Annotated in this window: 17 protein-coding genes; 7 read left to right on the forward strand and 10 right to left on the reverse strand. The window is 70.8% G+C overall.

Going from position 1 to position 16,434, the window contains the following annotated elements; genetic code table 11:
• Positions 1-136: 136 nt before the first annotated feature.
• Entirely contained in the window at positions 137-1,816 is a 1,680-nt protein-coding gene (locus tag A4X16_RS16745) for an HNH endonuclease signature motif containing protein (protein ID WP_067122974.1), read from the forward strand.
• Positions 1,817-1,844: 28 nt separating this feature from the next.
• Here A4X16_RS16745 and A4X16_RS16750 read toward each other — a convergent pair whose 3' ends face one another.
• The 3 genes from A4X16_RS16750 to A4X16_RS16760 are packed head-to-tail and all read right to left on the reverse strand — an operon-like array spanning position 1,845 to position 3,200.
• Positions 1,845-2,126 carry a hypothetical protein gene (locus tag A4X16_RS16750; RefSeq protein WP_067122977.1) on the reverse strand — a complete coding sequence of 94 codons (282 nt, stop codon included), beginning with the start codon at positions 2,124-2,126 and terminating at the stop codon, positions 1,845-1,847.
• A complete protein-coding gene (locus A4X16_RS16755) occupies positions 2,123-2,572 on the reverse strand; it encodes a MarR family winged helix-turn-helix transcriptional regulator (protein WP_067122980.1) in 450 nt (149 codons plus the stop codon). Before A4X16_RS16755 ends, A4X16_RS16750 begins: the two co-directional genes overlap by 4 nt.
• 37 nt (positions 2,573-2,609) lie before the next feature.
• Positions 2,610-3,200, reverse strand: coding sequence for a hypothetical protein (locus A4X16_RS16760; protein WP_082914540.1), 591 nt, complete (start codon positions 3,198-3,200; stop codon positions 2,610-2,612).
• A 147-nt stretch (positions 3,201-3,347) separates the two neighbouring features.
• Between A4X16_RS16760 and A4X16_RS16765 the strand changes: the two genes are divergently transcribed.
• Complete coding sequence (locus tag A4X16_RS16765; protein ID WP_067122986.1) at positions 3,348-4,574, forward strand: glycosyltransferase; 1,227 nt, start codon at positions 3,348-3,350, stop codon at positions 4,572-4,574.
• Between the two features lie 10 nt (positions 4,575-4,584).
• Complete coding sequence (locus A4X16_RS16770; RefSeq protein WP_067122989.1) at positions 4,585-5,796, forward strand: glycosyltransferase; 1,212 nt, start codon at positions 4,585-4,587, stop codon at positions 5,794-5,796.
• Positions 5,797-5,839: 43 nt separating this feature from the next.
• Here the strand turns inward: A4X16_RS16770 and A4X16_RS16775 are convergent, their stop codons facing one another.
• From A4X16_RS16775 to A4X16_RS18185, 3 genes are all read right to left on the reverse strand, one after another.
• Positions 5,840-6,187 carry a hypothetical protein gene (locus A4X16_RS16775; RefSeq protein ID WP_067122992.1) on the reverse strand — a complete coding sequence of 116 codons (348 nt, stop codon included), beginning with the start codon at positions 6,185-6,187 and terminating at the stop codon, positions 5,840-5,842.
• Positions 6,188-6,200: 13 nt separating this feature from the next.
• A complete protein-coding gene (locus A4X16_RS18180) occupies positions 6,201-6,740 on the reverse strand; it encodes a hypothetical protein (protein WP_067122995.1) in 540 nt (179 codons plus the stop codon).
• A gap of 101 nt (positions 6,741-6,841) precedes the next feature.
• Positions 6,842-7,003: a hypothetical protein gene (locus A4X16_RS18185; protein WP_197491869.1), complete on the reverse strand. Its 162-nt coding sequence runs from the start codon at positions 7,001-7,003 to the stop codon at positions 6,842-6,844.
• Between the two features lie 87 nt (positions 7,004-7,090).
• Between A4X16_RS18185 and A4X16_RS16785 the strand changes: the two genes are divergently transcribed.
• On the forward strand, positions 7,091-8,065 hold the full coding sequence (locus tag A4X16_RS16785) for a GlxA family transcriptional regulator (protein ID WP_067122998.1): 975 nt from the start codon (positions 7,091-7,093) through the stop codon (positions 8,063-8,065).
• A 30-nt stretch (positions 8,066-8,095) separates the two neighbouring features.
• On the opposite strand, the gene A4X16_RS16790 is transcribed toward A4X16_RS16785, so the two are convergent.
• Positions 8,096-8,797: an NRDE family protein gene (locus tag A4X16_RS16790; protein WP_197491870.1), complete on the reverse strand. Its 702-nt coding sequence runs from the start codon at positions 8,795-8,797 to the stop codon at positions 8,096-8,098.
• Positions 8,798-8,870: 73 nt separating this feature from the next.
• Between A4X16_RS16790 and coaBC the strand changes: the two genes are divergently transcribed.
• Together coaBC and A4X16_RS16800 are read left to right on the forward strand one after the other, a co-directional pair.
• The gene (coaBC, locus tag A4X16_RS16795) at positions 8,871-10,085 is read left to right on the forward strand and encodes a bifunctional phosphopantothenoylcysteine decarboxylase/phosphopantothenate--cysteine ligase CoaBC (protein ID WP_067123001.1); all 1,215 of its coding nucleotides are present in this window, start codon (positions 8,871-8,873) and stop codon (positions 10,083-10,085) included.
• 73 nt (positions 10,086-10,158) lie between these two features.
• Positions 10,159-12,378, forward strand: a complete 2,220-nt coding sequence (locus A4X16_RS16800; RefSeq protein ID WP_082914541.1) for an ATP-dependent Clp protease ATP-binding subunit — start codon at positions 10,159-10,161, stop codon at positions 12,376-12,378.
• A gap of 69 nt (positions 12,379-12,447) precedes the next feature.
• On the opposite strand, the gene A4X16_RS16805 is transcribed toward A4X16_RS16800, so the two are convergent.
• A complete protein-coding gene (locus tag A4X16_RS16805; protein ID WP_067123004.1) occupies positions 12,448-13,953 on the reverse strand; it encodes an amino acid permease in 1,506 nt (501 codons plus the stop codon).
• A 133-nt stretch (positions 13,954-14,086) separates the two neighbouring features.
• Positions 14,087-14,674 carry a nitroreductase family protein gene (locus tag A4X16_RS16810; protein WP_067123008.1) on the reverse strand — a complete coding sequence of 196 codons (588 nt, stop codon included), beginning with the start codon at positions 14,672-14,674 and terminating at the stop codon, positions 14,087-14,089.
• Positions 14,675-14,900: 226 nt separating this feature from the next.
• On the opposite strand from A4X16_RS16810, the gene A4X16_RS16815 reads away from it, so the two are divergent.
• Positions 14,901-15,410, forward strand: a complete 510-nt coding sequence (locus tag A4X16_RS16815; protein ID WP_067123011.1) for a hypothetical protein — start codon at positions 14,901-14,903, stop codon at positions 15,408-15,410.
• A gap of 11 nt (positions 15,411-15,421) precedes the next feature.
• Here A4X16_RS16815 and A4X16_RS16820 read toward each other — a convergent pair whose 3' ends face one another.
• Positions 15,422-16,330 carry a LysR family transcriptional regulator gene (locus A4X16_RS16820; RefSeq protein ID WP_067123015.1) on the reverse strand — a complete coding sequence of 303 codons (909 nt, stop codon included), beginning with the start codon at positions 16,328-16,330 and terminating at the stop codon, positions 15,422-15,424.
• Positions 16,331-16,434 lie beyond the last annotated feature (104 nt).

Below are 16,434 nucleotides of genomic sequence, written 5' to 3' on the forward strand. Positions count from 1 at the left end.
GGTGAGGGGGTGGGGTCGGGGTGGTGATCGGGCGGTGGTGTGGTGTTCCGGTACGCCGGGATACGTGGCCTGATCTGGCCGTTTTGCGGGCTTCTCGGGGGTCGGAGTGTCGGTGGGTGCGGGTTGACTGAGGGGTATGAACAGCCCCGGCACTCTTCTGGATCAGGTCGTCTCCGACCTGGATCGAGTGCTGTCCGACGATGTGCTCGCGGGGTTGTCGGATGCGGAGCGCGTCGCGGTCCTGAAGAAGGCGGGTGCGGCGTTCCGGCGGGTGGAGGCGGTCGTGGTGGAGACGATCGCGACCGGCCATGTGGTGGAGTTCCCGCATTCCGCGGGGTGCCGCAGTGCGCATGAGCTGGTGCAACGGACGTTGCGGGTGGACAGTGCCGGTGCGACGCGGGTGGTGAAGGCGGTGGCGTTGGTGCGGCGGGACGTGGGGGTGTCGTCGGGGGAGCGGATGCCGGCTCGGTGGCCCCATCTGCGGGAGGCGCTCCTGGACGGGGTGATCGGGGTCGCCGGCCTGCTGGCCGCGACGGGTCCGGTGGAGAAGGTCGCGGACCGGGTCGGCGCGGCCGGGCGTCTCGCGGCCGACATCTGCCTCGCCGAGGAGGCCCGTGGGTACGTCGACGTCGCGGACGACGACGATGGCGACGACGGCACCGCGCAGGATGAGGGGCCTGGGATGACGGCGGAGGATCTGGCGCGGGCGGGGGAGGAGTTCGCGGCCCGTCTGGATCCGGACGGGCCCGAGCCGGATGACAAGGAGGCGCAGCACCGCCGCGGGATCACGCTGGGGCGGGCTCGGAACGGTCTGCGATCGCTGAAGGGGCAGCTGCTTCCGGAGGTCGCCGCGCAACTGGAGCTCATCCTCGACGCGATCCTGAACCCGAAAGGCCCCGGCGGGCCGATGCCCGGTGTCGCCTTCCGCCTCTCCCACTCCGACCCCGATGTCGCCGACCCCGATGATGTCGCGGACCCCGATGTCGCCGACCCCGATGATGTCGCCGACCCCGATGATGTCGCCGACCCCGATGATGTCGCGGATGCGTATGGTGCGGGGGAGGCGGATCCGTTCAATTGCGACCCACGGGCGGTGATCGACGGACGCTCCGCCGCGCAGAGACGTCACGATGCGTTCGCCGCCGCGCTCGGCGTGGCCGCCCGTCACAAGGACATGCCCACGCTCGGTGGAGCCGCCCCCACGGTCGTCGTCACCGTCGACGCGACCGACCTCACCCCGCACGGCACGACCGGAGCCTGGGCGGGTGCTTCCGGCACCGGTGCGTGGGCCGGGTGGGGGCGCGCCCGGGTCGGTGCCGACAGCACCGTGCCCGCATTCGTGGCCGCGCAGGTCGCGTGCGCCGGGGCCATCCAACGCGTCCTCATGGACCAGGGCCGCATCATCGGCATCTCGTCGACGGATCGGGTGTTCACCGTGCATCAACGCCGCGCGATCATCGCCCGAGACAAGGAGTGCCTGATCCCGGGCTGTCACGTTCCGGCGTCCTGGTGCGAGATCCACCACGTCACCGAACACGCCAGAGGCGGCCCCACCCATACCGACAACGGTGTTCCGTTGTGCTGGTGGCACCACCGCTCCCTCGACACCTCCGGGTGGGAGATCCGCATGCACGACGGCATCCCTCACGTGAGAGGGCCGGGGTGGTGGGACCCCGCCCGACGATGGCGCGCACCCCGACTCAGCATCACCGGCCCGCCACACGCGCCCCGACGTCCCCGCAGCACACGATCCCGCAGCGAACGAACCGGCAACGAACGACCCGGCGGTGCCTTCGCCGACCCCGTACGGACATGAGCGACCGGCAGCAGCCGATCGCGAAGCCTCAGGAAGCGGCCAGGAGGAAAGGACGGGCTGCGGCGAGGAATGCTCGCGGGTCGAGGATCGGGATCTCCACAGCGGACAGTCCGATGAAGACGAACAGGATCGTCAGAATCGGTCGGTGGTAGCCCACGCCCGTGCCGCCCGCGGGCACGGCGGGCCGGCGGGCGATCGCGCGAGCGATGCTCGTGTAGACCCGGATCTCCGCGAGCAGAGCGCGCCGCAGGAAGCTGGCGACACGTGTCCGCCGCGGAGGAGCTGCAGAGGTCGCGATCGACTCCGTCATGTCGTCCTCCGCGCAGCCGCCTCGGCGACCAGGCGCTCGAGGTGCTGCGCGATCTGCGCGACCCCTGTCTCGACGACGGCGCGATCCTCGGGCGCCACCGCGCGCAGCAGCGTGGCGTTCAGCTCCGTGTGCTGGGCCTGCATGCGGGTCATCGTCTCCACGGCCGCATCCGTCAACTCGACGAGCACCGCTCTGCGATCGGAGGGATGCGGCGTGCGACGCACATGCCCCGAGAGCTCCAGGGCGTCGACGAGACCCGTGATGTTGCGCGGCGTCACCCCGCACAGGACGGCGAGGGACTGCTGCGTCGACGGGCCGGCATGCTGCAGCGCCCACAGCAGATGCACCCGAGCCGTCGTGAGCCCGGCGCCCTCGAAGGCGCGCGCCATGTCCCGCTGGAAGAGGTCGGCGATCTGCAGCAGTCGGTCGAGGAGCAGAGGTTCCATAACCGTTACTGTACTACATTGTTACCATGCTTCACGATCACACGGGACCGAGACGCAGCACCTCCGGAGGCTCGCCGCCCGTGAGCTCGTCCGCGACCCGGATGCTGCGCGCCAGATCGTCGAGCGCGCCGTCCAGCGTGCCGAATCGTTCGCGGTCGCCGCAGGCCGCCGTGAGCGTGATCAGGTGCGTCCCCGTGTCCCACGTGTACGTCTGGAAGGGCGGCGTCGTGGGCGACGGGGGCATGGCGACGATCAGCTTCTCGCCCGCGCCCAGCCACCGGCTCGAGAAGCTGGTCGTGTCGTCGTAGTCCATCGGCATCGATGCCCGGGCGATGCGCACGTCCGGCGTCAGGAGCTGGACCGTCGCCATCGCGACGACCAGCTCTGGTTCCGCCTTCCACGTCCACACCAGCACGCGACCGTCGGCGCGCCGCATCAGCAGAGGGGCGGCCTGGCTCATCGCCCATGCTCCGAACTTCGACCCCGGGCGCTCTGTCGCGCCGAGCGCCGCGTTCGCCTGTCCCAGCAGCATCCGGATCGCGGCCTTGCGATGCCGCCGCCCCTTCCATCCGAACGAATCGGTGACGGGGATCCACAGCTGGGGGTCGGCGTCGGCAGTCAATCGCATGGTCCCACGGTAGGGCCACAACCTGCGGGGCGGGCGAGAGAACGGGTCGGAGCGGATGCCGGTACGCCTCGGCGGCGCGATCAGAGGCCTCGGGTAGAGTGGCCAGCGCCCAGACCGGGCTCCCTGGCCGCCGCACCGTAAGGCAGAATGTCCTCCTCTTCCTCCGATCCGACGAACGCCCCCGAGTCTGCGACCGAGTCCGGGCCGCGTCCGCTGCGCATCCTCATCGGCTGCGACACCTTCGCTCCCGACATCAACGGTGCCGCCCGCTTCGCCGAGCGCCTCGCCGCCGGTCTCGTGCAGCGCGGCAACGACGTGCACGTCGTCGCTCCCCACCAGGCGTACCGCCGCACCCCGGCTCGCACGGAGGTGATCGAAGGCGAGCCCATGACCCTGCACCGTCTGCCGTCGGTGCGGTGGGCGCCCCACGACTGGCTGCGGTTCGTCTGGCCGTGGCGCTCCAAGCACTATGCCCGCAAGGTCCTCGACGCCGTGAAGCCCGACGTCGTGCACATCCAGTCCCACATCGTCATCGGGCGCGGACTCGCGCGCATCGCGCACGAGCGCGGCATCCCGGTGATCGCCACCAACCACGTCATGGCCGAGAACATCCTCGACCACACGACGATGCCGAAGTTCATCGACGACCTGGTGCTGCGCTTCGCCTGGGCCGACGCCAAGCGCACCTTCGCCCTGACCCGGGCGATCACGACGCCCACCCGACGTGCGGCCGACTTCCTCGAGCGGACCGTCGCCGTGCACGACGTGATCCCCGTCAGCTGCGGCATCGACCGCACCCAGTACCAGCCGGTGAAGGGTCTGCGCGAGAAGAACCGCATCGTCTTCGTCGGTCGCCTCACCGCCGAGAAGCAGGTCGAGGTCATCCTGCAGGCGATGACCAAGCTCGATCCGGCACTCGACGTGACGTTCGACATCGTCGGCGGCGGCGACCAGCGCAAGCAGCTCGAGAACCTCGCGACCCAGCTCGGCATCGCCGACCGCGTCGCGTTCCACGGGCGCACCACCGACGAGGAGCTCCGCGGCCTGCTGTCCCGCGCCTCGGTGTTCACGATCGCCTCGATCGCGGAACTCCAGTCGATCGCCACGATGGAGGCCATGGCGTCGGCGCTGCCGATCGTCGCCGCCGACGCCGTGGCCCTGCCTCACCTCGTGCACGACGGCGAGAACGGCTACCTCTTCGAGCCGGGCAACGCGGATGCTCTCGCCGCGCGTCTCACGGATGTGCTGACGGCCGACGCCGCCGAGTACGAGCGGATGCAGCAGGCGTCGCTCGACGGCGTCCTCATCCACGACATCAACCGCACCCTCGACACGTTCGAAGCGCTGTACCGCGACGAGCCCCTGCCGGCGTAGCGCGGCCGCCATGCACATCGTCTTCTTCGGCGATCAGCACCTCGATTCCCTCGGCGGCGCGCAGGTGTCGATGCGACTGCAGCGGGACTTCCTCGAGCGCGCCGGCCACACCGTCACGGTCGTCGCCCCGACGATGCACGGGCCGCGCGCCGCGGCGCCTCGTCAGGGGGATGTCGATCTTCCGTCTCTGCCGATCACGCTCGATCGCGAGTACGCGATGAGCTGGCCGGGCCGGCGCACCGATCGCGTCCTCGACCGCGCGATGGCGCACCGTCCGCCAGTCGACCTCGTGCACGTGCAGGCCGACTTCTGGGGCGCTTTCATCGGCCACCGCTACGCGTCGCGTCACGGCATCCCCGTCGTCCACACCATGCACAACCGCGTCGACGTCGGCATCGCGGCGGTCACCCCGCTGCATCGCCCGGTGCTCGCGGTGCTCAACGTCTGGCGGCGTCGCGCGCTGCGCGGAGCCGCGGCGCCGGTGAGCGGACACGACGGCTGGGCCTTCCTGCGCGGACTCGCCGCCGGCGCATCCGCCGTGACCGCTCCTTCGACGCATTTCGCCCGCCGGCTGGAGGAGCACGGCGTGTTCAGCCCGGTCGACGTGGTCTGGAACGGCATCGACGACGACGTCCGCGACGCGACCCTGGCGGATGCGCCGTCCGCTCGCGCACCGGGGCGGCCGCGGTTCGTCTGGCTGGGGCGCATGAGCCCGGAGAAGCGGCTGCTGCCGTTCCTCGAGGCCTTCGTCGCATCCGGTGTCGACGCCGATCTCGAGATCATCGGCGGCGGCGCGCAGCGTCCCGCCGCCGAGAAGATCGTCGCCGGGCGAGGGAACGTGCGGTTCGCCGGGCGTCTGACGTATCCGCAGACGCTGGCGCGGATCGCTGCGGCGGATGCCCTCGTGCAGACGTCGATCGGCTTCGAGACCCAGGGCATGACGCCGTTCGAGGCGGCGACGCTCGGCACTCCGTCGGTCATCAGCGACCCCGACATCGCCGCCGAGCTCGGCGGAGGCCTGTGGGCGGTGCCCGGCGCTGCCGGCACGGAGGAGCAGCGCAGGGCCGGCCTGGTCGACACCCTGCGCCGCGCCGCATCCGACATCGCGGCGGGCACCGCGCCCGTGCCGATGCGAGAGGTGTCGGAGGCGTTTCGGCAGTCCTCGCGGACCGCAGCGATGACCGAGATCTACGAGCGCGTGCGAGCGGGATCCGCGGGCTGACGCCGATCGGCTCGGGCGGGGCCCGCGCAGCCGACTTCGGCGATCAGAACCCGATGCTGTAGAACAGGCTCGACACGAACGACACGAGGGTGCCCGCGACGGTGTTGGCCGCGACCCCCACCGCGACGGCGGCGAGCAGATGCGGCGCCGGCCGGCGCAGCGCGGCGATGCCGAGCACGAGACCGGCGGCGGCGCCGACGAAGACGAGGAAGTTCAGGATGCTGGACACCCCGCCGAGCAGCCCGAACCCGATGCTCGCGGAGAGCAGCTGCAGCACGAGCTGTCCGATGAGGCCGACGCCGACGGAGAGCGCCGTGACGAGGAACGCGACGCGGCCGACCGGATTGCCGGTCGAGGCGGACGTCTGCGGCGTCGGCTGGGTGTCGCTCATGGTGGTCCTCCGGTCAGGAGTAGGCGAGTGCGAAGGCGAGGTTCGAGAGCCACGACATCAGGATGCCGACGATCGCCGAGGCGCTGATCCCGATCGCGATCCCGGCGAGGATCTGCTGTCCCTGACGCCGCATCGAGAGGAGTCCGAGGACGAGGGCGACGGCGGCGACCACGAGCACCAGGCCGTTGCCGACCGCGCCGAACACGCCGATCGCAGAGGTGTCGTACACCGACCGCACGATGAGCGGGAACGCGAGGGTGACCAGCAGGCCGATGCCGAGCGCGACCAGGGACACGATGAAGGCGATGCGTCCGAGGGACCCTCCGGATGCCGCGCGCGCGGGCGCCGGGTGCGCCCCGTACGGGTACTGCGCCTGAGGGTACTGCGCGTGAGGGTACTGCGCCTGAGGGTACTGCGCCTGAGGGTACTGCGCCTGAGGGTACTGCGCGTCAGGCTGCGCCTGCGGGTGCTGCGGCGCTTGCGGGGCGGGGTGCTGCGGCGGCTGAGGGGGCGTGCCGTACGGCTGCCCGGAGGGATGCTGCGGCTCGCTCATGTCCTCGAGCGTAGCCGTGCGTCTGCGCGGGGCGCGAGGGTCGATCTCCGAGGGTCGCGATCGCCGTTGTCGCGTCCCAAGTCGCGCCGGAGCATCCGGCGTCAGCGGTAGACGTGCCCCGACTCGGCGCGATCGAGCGCATCGTGGGCCCGCACGCGGGTCCAGTCCGTCGGGACGCGCCGGTATCCGTCTCGGCGGAGTTCAACGACGGTGGCGATGGCGGCCCAGAGGCCGAGGGTCAGGAGTGCGATGAGGAGGATCATGGCAGAAACGCTACGATCCCTGTTGATCTGCCACGAGTGGCAGAATAGACTACTGGCGTACGAATTCTGCCAACCTCGGGAGTCGCCATGATGAAGACGGTCGCGTGCATCGTCCAGGACGGGTTCGCCCCCTTCGAGTTCGGCCTCGCCTGCGAGGCATTCGGCCTCGACAGATCGAATGACGGCGTGCCGAACTTCGACTTCCGCGTCGTCGCCCCGCATCCCGGCGTCGTGCCGTCGAAGCTGGGGTTCTCGATCAACGTCGAGCACGACCTGTCCTACGCGTACGAGGCCGATCTCGTGATCTTCTGCCCTGTGCCCAGGGAGTACTGGGGGCGGATCGATCCTCTGCTGATCGAGGTCGCCCGCGACGCCGTGGCGAGAGGGGCGTGGGTGCTCACGATCTGCAGCGGCTCGTTCATCCTCGGCGCCGCGGGCGTGCTCGACGGGCGCCGGGCCACGACCCACTGGATGTACGCAGATGTGATGGCGACGATGTACCCGCAGATCGAGATCGATCCCGACGTGCTGTTCGTGCAGGACGACCGGGTCATCACGAGCGCAGGGACCGCGGCCGGCATCGACGCCTGCCTGCACCTGCTGCGGCAGGAGCTCGGCGCCGAGCTCACCAACCGCATCGCGCGCCGCATGGTCGTGCCCCCGCAGCGCGACGGAGGTCAGGCGCAGTTCATCGACCGGCCGATCCCCGTGGTCGCCAGCGATTCGCTCGCGGCGGTCGCGGACTGGGCCGTCGAGAACCTCCGCGACGATCTGGGGGTCGATCAGCTCGCCGCCCGCGCCCTGATGGCGCCGCGCACGTTCGCGCGCCGATTCAAGGCCGAGTACGGAGCGACGCCCGCCGCCTGGCTGGCCCGCCAGCGGGTGCTGCATGCGCAGCGGATGCTGGAGCGCACCGACCTGTCGCTCGAGCAGATCGCCGACGAATGTGGATTCGGCTCGGCGGCGGTGCTGCGGCAGAACTTCTCCCGGGTGCTGGGCACGACCCCGACGGCCTACCGCTCGCGCTTCTCGTGCGCGGACGACCGGGAGTCCGCCGCCTGACGGGCGGCGTGCGTCAGCGCGCGCGGAGGCTCAGGCGTTCCAGTGCGCCGGGCGCGGCAGCGCGTGGTCGCGCACCTCGACGCCCTCCTGCGAGATGGAGGCGACGGCATACAGCAGCGACTGCGTCGGGTATCCGTGCGGACGGTTGTCACGGATGATGGCGCGGTCGTCCTCCGGTGCGAGGGTCGCCGACTCGGCGAGCAGCGACGTCCACTCGGTCGCCCAGTCCGGGCTGTCCTCGGTCGGGCCGAGCGCCCGGAAGCGCGGGAGCCAGGTCGCGATCCGCGGAGTGTCCGCGTCGTCCAGGTCGTCGTGCGCGATCATGTGCGTGCCGCGCGGAACCGGCGACGTGCGCAACTCCGCACCGTCCCACGAGATCACCCGCGCGCCCTCCGGGCCGACCTCGAACAGGTTGAAGCCGTGCATGGGCGGCGTGCCCTCAGGCGACCGTCCCGTCACGGACTCCAGCGCGAGCGATCCCCGCGACTGCGCGCGATCGTCGGCGAGATCGGCCACGTCGGCGCGGTTGAGCAGCACCGCGAGGCGTCCGGTCGACGGATTCGCCGCCATCCACGCCCCTCCGGCCCGCCGATCGCGGATGCCGGAGACGCCGGGGTAGTCGTCCGGCCACCATTCGCCCAGGGCATCCCACTCCCGCTGCGGGTCCTCGTCGCGCACCGCGAGCAGCCGCGCGGTCCCGGCATCCGCCACATCGATCACCACGGTGCACACGCTGGCAAGTCTAGGTCGCGGTCCGCCCCGCGGCTCCGCCCCGCGGCGGCGGATGCTGCGGCAGAATCGAACCGTGAACATCGTCGTCGGAGTTACGGGTGGAATCGCCGCATACAAGACAGTGCACCTGGTGCGGCTGCTGACGAAGGCGGGTCACGACGTGACCGTCGTGCCGACCGAGGACGCCCTGCGATTCGTCGGAACCCCGACCTGGGAGGCCCTCAGCCGGCACCCGGTGACGACGAGCGTGCACGACGACGTGGCGAGAGTGCGCCACGTCGCGCTGGGGCAGAACGCCGACCTCGTCGTCGTCGCCCCGGCCACCGCCAACACCATCGCCAAGATCACCGCCGGCATCGCCGACGACCTCCTCGGCACCACGCTCCTCGCGACAGAGGCCCCCGTGCTGCTCGCTCCCGCCATGCACGCGGAGATGTGGCGCAATGCCGCCACGCAGGCCAACATCGCGACCCTCGCCGACCGGGGCGTGCACTTCGTCGGTCCGGCGGACGGCGAGCTCGCGGGCGGCGACAGCGGTCCGGGGCGGATGGTCGAACCGGAGGACATCGCCGCCGCGGCGACGGCCCTCCTCGCGCCGCGCGACCTCGACGGGCTGCGGGTGGCGGTGTCCGCCGGCGGAACCCGTGAGCCGATCGATCCGGTGCGCTTCCTCGGCAACCGCTCGAGCGGACGGCAGGGCGTCGCGCTGGCCGCGGAGGCCGCCGCCCGCGGAGCATCCGTGACGGTCGTCGCGGCCAACGTCTCGGCCGATGTGCTCGCCGACGTGCGGCATCCGTCCGTCGACGTGGTCCCGGTCGGAACCGCCGCCGAACTCGCGGCGGCGATGACGGAGGCCGCGCGCACCGCGGACATCGTGCTCATGGCCGCAGCGGTCGCCGACTACCGTCCCGCGTCCGCCTCGGACCAGAAGCTCACCAAGGAGCAGGGGCCGCTGACCCGCATCGAGCTCGTCGAGAACGAGGACGTCGTGGCCGGCCTCGCCGCGAACCGCGCCGACGGAAGCGCCCTGGACGGGCAGGTCATCGTGGCGTTCGCGGCCGAGACGCTTCCGGATGCCGAGGACCGGCGCGACCGCGCGCGACGCAAGCGCGAGCGCAAGGGCGTCGACCTGCTCGCGGTGAATCTCGCGGACGCGGAGCACGGCTTCGAGCGGCACGACAACGCGGTCGAGATCATCGGGCCGGGCGGCGAGGTCGTGGCGTCCGCCGCCGGCTCGAAGCGCGAGGTCGCCCGCGCGATCGTGGACGCCGCGCGGGCGATGCGCTAAACTTGAGTCACATTCACTCAACTTTGCGGATCGACCACGCCGCGACCAGAAGGAGTCTCCCCGGGAGGAACAGATGCCAGGCCCACAGAGCAACGCCCAGAACGACGACCAGCAGTCCGCCCTCGAGCAGTTCGGGATCAACCTCACCGACCGCGCCCGCCAGGGCAAGCTCGATCCGGTGATCGGCCGCGACAGCGAGATCCGTCGCGTGAGCCAGGTGCTCACCCGCCGCACCAAGAACAACCCCGTGCTGATCGGCGAGCCCGGCGTCGGCAAGACCGCCGTCGTCGAAGGGCTCGCACAGCGCATCGTGGCCGGCGACGTGGCGGAGTCCCTCAAGGACAAGGAGCTCGTCTCGCTCGACATCTCGGCGCTCGTCGCCGGTGCGATGTACCGCGGGCAGTTCGAGGAGCGTCTGAAGAGCGTGCTCAAGGAGATCACCGAGTCCGACGGCCGCATCATCACCTTCATCGACGAGCTGCACGTGCTCATGGGCGCCGGAGGCGGCGAGGGATCCGTCGCGGCGTCGAACATGCTCAAGCCGATGCTGGCCCGCGGCGAGCTGCGCCTGATCGGCGCGACCACTCTCAACGAGTACCGCGAGTTCATCGAGAAGGACGCCGCGCTCGAGCGCCGTTTCCAGCAGGTCTACGTCGGTGAGCCCACGGTCGAGGACACCATCGCGATCCTCCGCGGTCTCAAGGGCCGGTACGAGGCCCACCACGGCGTGACGATCTCGGACAGCGCGCTCGTCGCCGCGGCCGCCCTCTCCGACCGATACCTCCCGGCCCGCCAGCTCCCCGACAAGGCGATCGACCTGATCGATGAGTCGATGTCGCGGCTCAAGATGGAGATCGACTCGTCGCCCGTCGAGATCGACCAGCTCAAGCGCCAGGTCGACCGCATGAAGCTCGAGGAGCTCGCTCTCAAGCGCGAGAAGGACGCGGCCTCCAAGGAGCGCCTCAGCGCACTCCGCGAGCAGCTCGTCGACCTCGAGAGGCAGCTCGCCGAGCTCGAGGCCCGATGGGCCCGGGAGCGTCAGGGGCTGAACCGCGTCGGCGAGCTGAAGAAGCAGCTCGACGACGCCGTGACGCAGCGCGACCTGGCGATGCGCAACGCCGACTACACGAAGGCCTCCAAGCTCGAGTACGAGACGATCAAGCGCCTCGAGCGCGACATCGCCGAGGCCGAGCAGGCCGAGGCCGCGGTCTCCACCGAGGGACGGATGGTCAACGAGCAGGTCACCGACGAGGACATCGCCGCCGTGATCGCGGCGTGGACCGGCATCCCGGTGGGGCGCCTCCTGCAGGGTGAGAGCGAGAAGCTGCTGCACCTGGAGTCCGAACTCGGCAGGCGTCTGATCGGCCAGAAGGATGCCGTCACAGCGGTGTCGGATGCCGTGCGCCGCTCGCGCGCCGGCATCAGCGACCCCGGTCGGCCGACCGGCTCGTTCCTCTTCCTCGGTCCGACCGGCGTCGGCAAGACCGAGCTCGCGAAGGCGCTGGCGGACTTCCTCTTCGACGACGAGCGCGCCATGGTGCGCATCGACATGTCGGAGTACGGCGAGAAGCACTCGGTCTCGCGACTCGTCGGCGCCCCTCCCGGCTACGTCGGCTACGAGCAGGGCGGGCAGCTCACCGAGGCCGTGCGGCGTCGGCCCTACAGCGTCGTGCTGCTGGACGAGGTCGAGAAGGCGCACCCCGAGGTGTTCGACGTGCTGCTGCAGGTGCTCGACGACGGTCGCCTGACCGACGGGCAGGGGCGCACGGTCGACTTCTCGAACGTCATCCTCATCCTCACCTCGAACCTGGGCTCGCCGATCCTCATCGATCCGACCCTGGCCGTCGACGTGAAGCGCGAGCAGGTCATGGCGCTGGTGCGGCAGGCGTTCCGGCCGGAGTTCCTCAACCGCCTCGACGACATCGTGATGTTCTCGGCCCTCAGCGAAGACGATCTCGCGCAGATCGTCGAGCTCTCGGTCGATCAGCTGCACGACCGTCTGCGCGACCGTCGCCTCAGCCTGGCGGTCACTCCGGACGCCCGGTCCTGGCTCGCCGAGCGCGGCTACGACCCGATGTTCGGCGCCCGTCCGCTGCGCCGGCTCATCCAGACCGAGGTGCAGAACAAGCTGGCGACGGCCCTGCTCTCGGGAGGGGTTCGCGACGGCGACACCGTCCGCGTCGACGTGTCGGCCGACGGGTCGACGCTCGTGCTGACGGCGACCTCGCCGGAACCCGCCGACGAGGCCGACCCCGACGACGACGTGATCGAGGCCGAGCTGCTCGACGACTGAGCCGCGAGATCCGGGTCTCGCGGGATCCCGGTCCCGCGGGGCCCGGGGTCCCGCGGGATCCGGGTCCCGCTAGATCCGAGTCCCGCGTGCGGCGATCGCGTCGTCGGCGAGCTCCCGCCCGACGAGCGAGTGCCGCCGCGAGTACGCGAAGTAGATCACGATCCCGATCAGCAGCCAGACGGCGAAGCGCACCCACGTCTCGGTGCTGAGGTTCAGCATGAGCCAGAAGCAGGCGAGCGCCGAGATCCAGGGGAGCCACGGCGACAGGGGCACCATGAACGGGCGCTCCAGATCGGGGCGCGTCCTGCGCAGGATCGGCACGCCGATGCTGACGAGCACGAACGCCGACAGGGTGCCGATGTTGATCATGTCGCCGAGCACCTGAACGTCGGTGAAGCCGGCGATGATCGCGATGACCACACCGACGATGAGCTGGATGCGGATCGGCGTGCCGCGCTTGGCGTCGGTGACGCTCAGCGACCGGGGCAGCAGGCCGTCGCGGCTCATCGCGAACACCACGCGGGCGAGGCCCATGAGCAGCACCATGACGACGGTCGTGAGGCCCACGAGGCTGCCGATCGCGATGATCTGCGCGGCCCACGTCGCCCCGACGAGCTCGAACGCGCTCGACAGCGACGGCTCCTCGAGCTTCGCGAGCTCGGTGTACGAGACCATCCCGGTGATGACGATGGCGACGAGCACGTAGAGGACGGTCACGATCACGAGTCCGAGGATGATGCCGCGGGGCACGGTGCGCTTCGGATCCTTCGTCTCCTCGGCGCTGGTGGCCACGACGTCGAAGCCGATGAAGGCGAAGAAGACGAGGGCTGCGCCGCTGAGGATGCCGAAGACGCCGTACATCGTCGGGTCGGCGCCGGTCATGAACGAGAACAGCGACTGCGTCCACGCGCTCTCGGACGCGGCGCCCGTCTCGGCGGGCGGGACGAACGGGGAGTAGTTCGCGCCGTTGACGAAGAAGAAGCCGGCGACGATCACGAAGAGCACGATCGCGACCTTGATGATCGTGAAGACGCTGTTGACGCGGCTCGACAGCCGGGTGCCGAGAGCGAGGAGCACGGTGAAGACGGCGACGATCACGACGGGGCCCCAGTCGAAGCTGAGCGGGCCGAGCTGCAGGGTCATCGGGATCTGGAGGTCGAAGAGCGAGACCGCGTCGCCGAGGTAGACGCCCCAGTACTTCGCGATGACGGCGGACGCCATGAGCATCTCGAGGATGAGGTCCCAGCCGATGATCCAGGCGAGGAACTCGCCGAGCGTCGAGTAGGTGAAGGTGTACGCGGAGCCGGCCACGGGGATGGACGACGCGAACTCGGCGTAGCAGAGGATCGCGAGGCCGCACACGGCCGCGGCGATGATGAACGAGATGATGACGGCGGGTCCGGCGTGCCGGGCCGACGCCTCTGCGCCGACCGAGAAGATGCCGGCGCCGACCGCCACGGCCACGCCCATCACGGCGAGATCCCACACGCCGAGCGACCGCTTCAGGGATCGCTTCTCATCGTGCGTCTCGGCCATCGACTGCTCGACGGACTTGATCCTTCGCTGAATCGCCATGCCGACGATTGTAGGTCGCGGGCGTCGCGTCGCACCCCTTACGAAACACGACGCTCCCGCCGCCGGGCCTGTCGGTGCACGGGGATGCGGACGACGGGAGCGGCGACGGGAGCGAAGGATGCTCGCGCGGGACTCAGGCGCTGAGGATGACCGTCTCCTCGATCGGGCGGCGGACGCGCGGGGCGACCTCGCGCTCCTGCAGCACCTCGGGAAGGGCCGCGACGTCGCCGAACTCGCCGAGCGCGATCACGGTGGCGGGCACGAAGCGCTCCTCCAGGTCGGCGAACTCGCGCACGACCGCGGCGTCGAAGCCGCTCATCTGGTGCACGACGAGGCCGTCGTGGTGGGCCTGGACCGAGAAGTGGGCGACGGCCTGGCCGAGGTCGTACAGGGCGTGGGTGATCGGGGTGCCGTCGGCAGTCGCGGTCTCGGCGATCGCGACGACGAGGACGGCGGCGTTCGCGGCCCACGTCTGGTTGAAGCCCATGAGCGAGTCGACGACCTGCGCGTGCAGCGCGGTGCCGCGGCGGGCGACGATGAAGCGCCAGGGCTGGGAGTTGTTGGCGGACGGGCTCCAGCGGGCGGCCTCGAGAGCCGTGGCGAGCTTGGCCTCGTCGATCTCGTTCTGCGCGTCGTAGGCGCGCGGGCTCCAGCGTCCTGCGAGCACGTCGAGGACGGGGTGCTCGGTCGGGGCGGTGCGGTCGATGACGGGAGTGCTCACGGGAGGTGCCTTTCGAGAAGGAGTCTGATCGGACTCCTTCGTCCGCGTACAGGGGGGAGAACGCATGTGTGTGCATGCATATTCCCGGGGCGAGCGCCGAGGACGCCGGTCGGGGCGGATGCCGTGGAATGTATCCACATGGCGACACAGCGTCCGCATCCGATTCGCTATGGTTCTCAGACGTGACCGGTGACAACGGGTCGGCTGTCGCCCGGAGGAGGAGCCCATGGACCATGCGCCGCTGCAAGGATTCTCGCGGGCGTACGCCGCCGCGGCCGCCGCCAGCCTCGGCGACCGACCGCGCGACGAGGCCGAGCAGCACATCGTGGAATGCCTCAAGCTCCTCGTCCTGCGCGCGGGGCAGCCCGGCCTCCCGATCGCGGTATCGCCCGAGATCGAGTCCGTCCACGCGGCTCTCGCGGAGCATCCGTCGTCGCACCGGCGGACGTGCGCGCGACTCCCCGAGGGCCGACTGCCGAGCGGTCCTGCGCCGCGCCGCGATCCGACTCCCGACGAGTCCGCGCGCCTCGTCGCGCTGTATGTGCAGAGCTTCGGACCGTTCACGCCGCGCTCCGTCCGCCTGTGGCCGGCCGCCCGGGTGGTCATGGCCGCGCTGGGGGTCGGGCTCTCCGGGCTCAATGACGCCGGCGCCGGGTGGGACGCCGGGTGGGCCCTTCCCGCGGACTCCCCCTGGCGACGACTCGGCGGGGTGCTGCGGATCTCCGAGCTGCTGTGAGCCCGCGTGCCTCAGTCCGGCAGGATGTGCGCGGCGGCTCCCGCGAGGGCCCGGCGCACCGCCCGGATGGAGGGGGCCGCGGCCGAGACCCGACGTGCGGAGGAGAAGATCTCCCGGCGCGGAGCATCCGGCAGCGGTCGGAGGTCGACGGAGGGCGACTCCCCCGCCCACACCAGCTCGGGCAGCAGACCCACGGCGAGGCCCGCGTTGATCAGACGCACGTGCGCGGTGAGGTCGGCGACCTCGAAGCGGATGTCGGGTTCGAAGCCCGCGGTGCGGCAGAGCTGCTCGGCCCAGGCGCGGGACGCGGTGCCCGCGGGCTCCAGCACCCAGGGTTCGTCCCTCGTCGCCCACAGGGCGGCGGCGTCGTCCGCCCCGGCGTCGTCCGCCCCGCGCCGGGCGAGCGCGATCGTGTCATGGGCGAGGAGCACGCGATCGAGGTCCGCGTGGATGGGGCGGGTGCGGCCCGGGTACTGCTCCGCGAGGATGAGGTCGAAGTCGCGGCTGGAGACGCCGACGAGGCCGGTCTCGGGGTCGCACTCGGTGACCTCGACCCGCAGCGCGGGGTGCTCGGACTTCAGTGCCTCGAGCGAGCGGGGAAGCAGAGAGTGCGCGGCCGACTGGAAGACCGCGACGTGCACCGTTCCGGTGACCTCGGTCAGCGACTCCGCGACCGCCACCTCGGCGTGCTCGAGCTGGTCGAGGATCGCGATCGCCTCCGCGACGAGCACTGTGCCTTGCGGCGTGAGCTGCACTCCGCGCCCCACCCTCCGGAGCAGCGGCACCCCGACCTCGCGCTCGAGGGCGCCGAGCTGCTGGGACACCGAGGCCTTGCTGTACGACAGGGCGTCCGCCACCGCCGACAGGGTGCCGCGGCGGGACAGCTCGACCAGCATCCGGAGCCTGTTGACATCGAGCATCGGCCTGCTCCCGGTCGTGGTCGTGAATCGTTCAGTCCGACCGAACAGAATCCGCCCGAATCGGTTGATAGACGTAGCCTACCTGACGGCTCGACAATGATCGA

The organism is Microbacterium sp. H83, assembly GCF_001650405.1.
Taxonomy (GTDB): Bacteria; Actinomycetota; Actinomycetes; order Actinomycetales; family Microbacteriaceae; genus Microbacterium.

What these genes read in the sequence shown, in the direction of transcription:
- A4X16_RS16765 (WP_067122986.1), top strand. Translation starts at nt 3,348, where the DNA reads ATGTCCTCCTCTTCCTCCGATCCGACGAACGCCCCCGAGTCTGCGACC.
- A4X16_RS16760 (WP_082914540.1), bottom strand. Translation starts at nt 3,200, where the DNA reads ATGCGATTGACTGCCGACGCCGACCCCCAGCTGTGGATCCCCGTCACC.
- A4X16_RS16755 (WP_067122980.1), bottom strand. Translation starts at nt 2,572, where the DNA reads ATGGAACCTCTGCTCCTCGACCGACTGCTGCAGATCGCCGACCTCTTC.
- A4X16_RS16805 (WP_067123004.1), bottom strand. Translation starts at nt 13,953, where the DNA reads ATGGCGATTCAGCGAAGGATCAAGTCCGTCGAGCAGTCGATGGCCGAG.
- A4X16_RS16750 (WP_067122977.1), bottom strand. Translation starts at nt 2,126, where the DNA reads ATGACGGAGTCGATCGCGACCTCTGCAGCTCCTCCGCGGCGGACACGT.
- A4X16_RS18185 (WP_197491869.1), bottom strand. Translation starts at nt 7,003, where the DNA reads ATGATCCTCCTCATCGCACTCCTGACCCTCGGCCTCTGGGCCGCCATC.
- A4X16_RS16775 (WP_067122992.1), bottom strand. Translation starts at nt 6,187, where the DNA reads ATGAGCGACACCCAGCCGACGCCGCAGACGTCCGCCTCGACCGGCAAT.
- A4X16_RS16820 (WP_067123015.1), bottom strand. Translation starts at nt 16,330, where the DNA reads ATGCTCGATGTCAACAGGCTCCGGATGCTGGTCGAGCTGTCCCGCCGC.
- A4X16_RS16800 (WP_082914541.1), top strand. Translation starts at nt 10,159, where the DNA reads ATGCCAGGCCCACAGAGCAACGCCCAGAACGACGACCAGCAGTCCGCC.
- A4X16_RS16745 (WP_067122974.1), top strand. Translation starts at nt 137, where the DNA reads ATGAACAGCCCCGGCACTCTTCTGGATCAGGTCGTCTCCGACCTGGAT.
- A4X16_RS18180 (WP_067122995.1), bottom strand. Translation starts at nt 6,740, where the DNA reads ATGAGCGAGCCGCAGCATCCCTCCGGGCAGCCGTACGGCACGCCCCCT.
- A4X16_RS16815 (WP_067123011.1), top strand. Translation starts at nt 14,901, where the DNA reads ATGGACCATGCGCCGCTGCAAGGATTCTCGCGGGCGTACGCCGCCGCG.
- A4X16_RS16785 (WP_067122998.1), top strand. Translation starts at nt 7,091, where the DNA reads ATGATGAAGACGGTCGCGTGCATCGTCCAGGACGGGTTCGCCCCCTTC.
- A4X16_RS16770 (WP_067122989.1), top strand. Translation starts at nt 4,585, where the DNA reads ATGCACATCGTCTTCTTCGGCGATCAGCACCTCGATTCCCTCGGCGGC.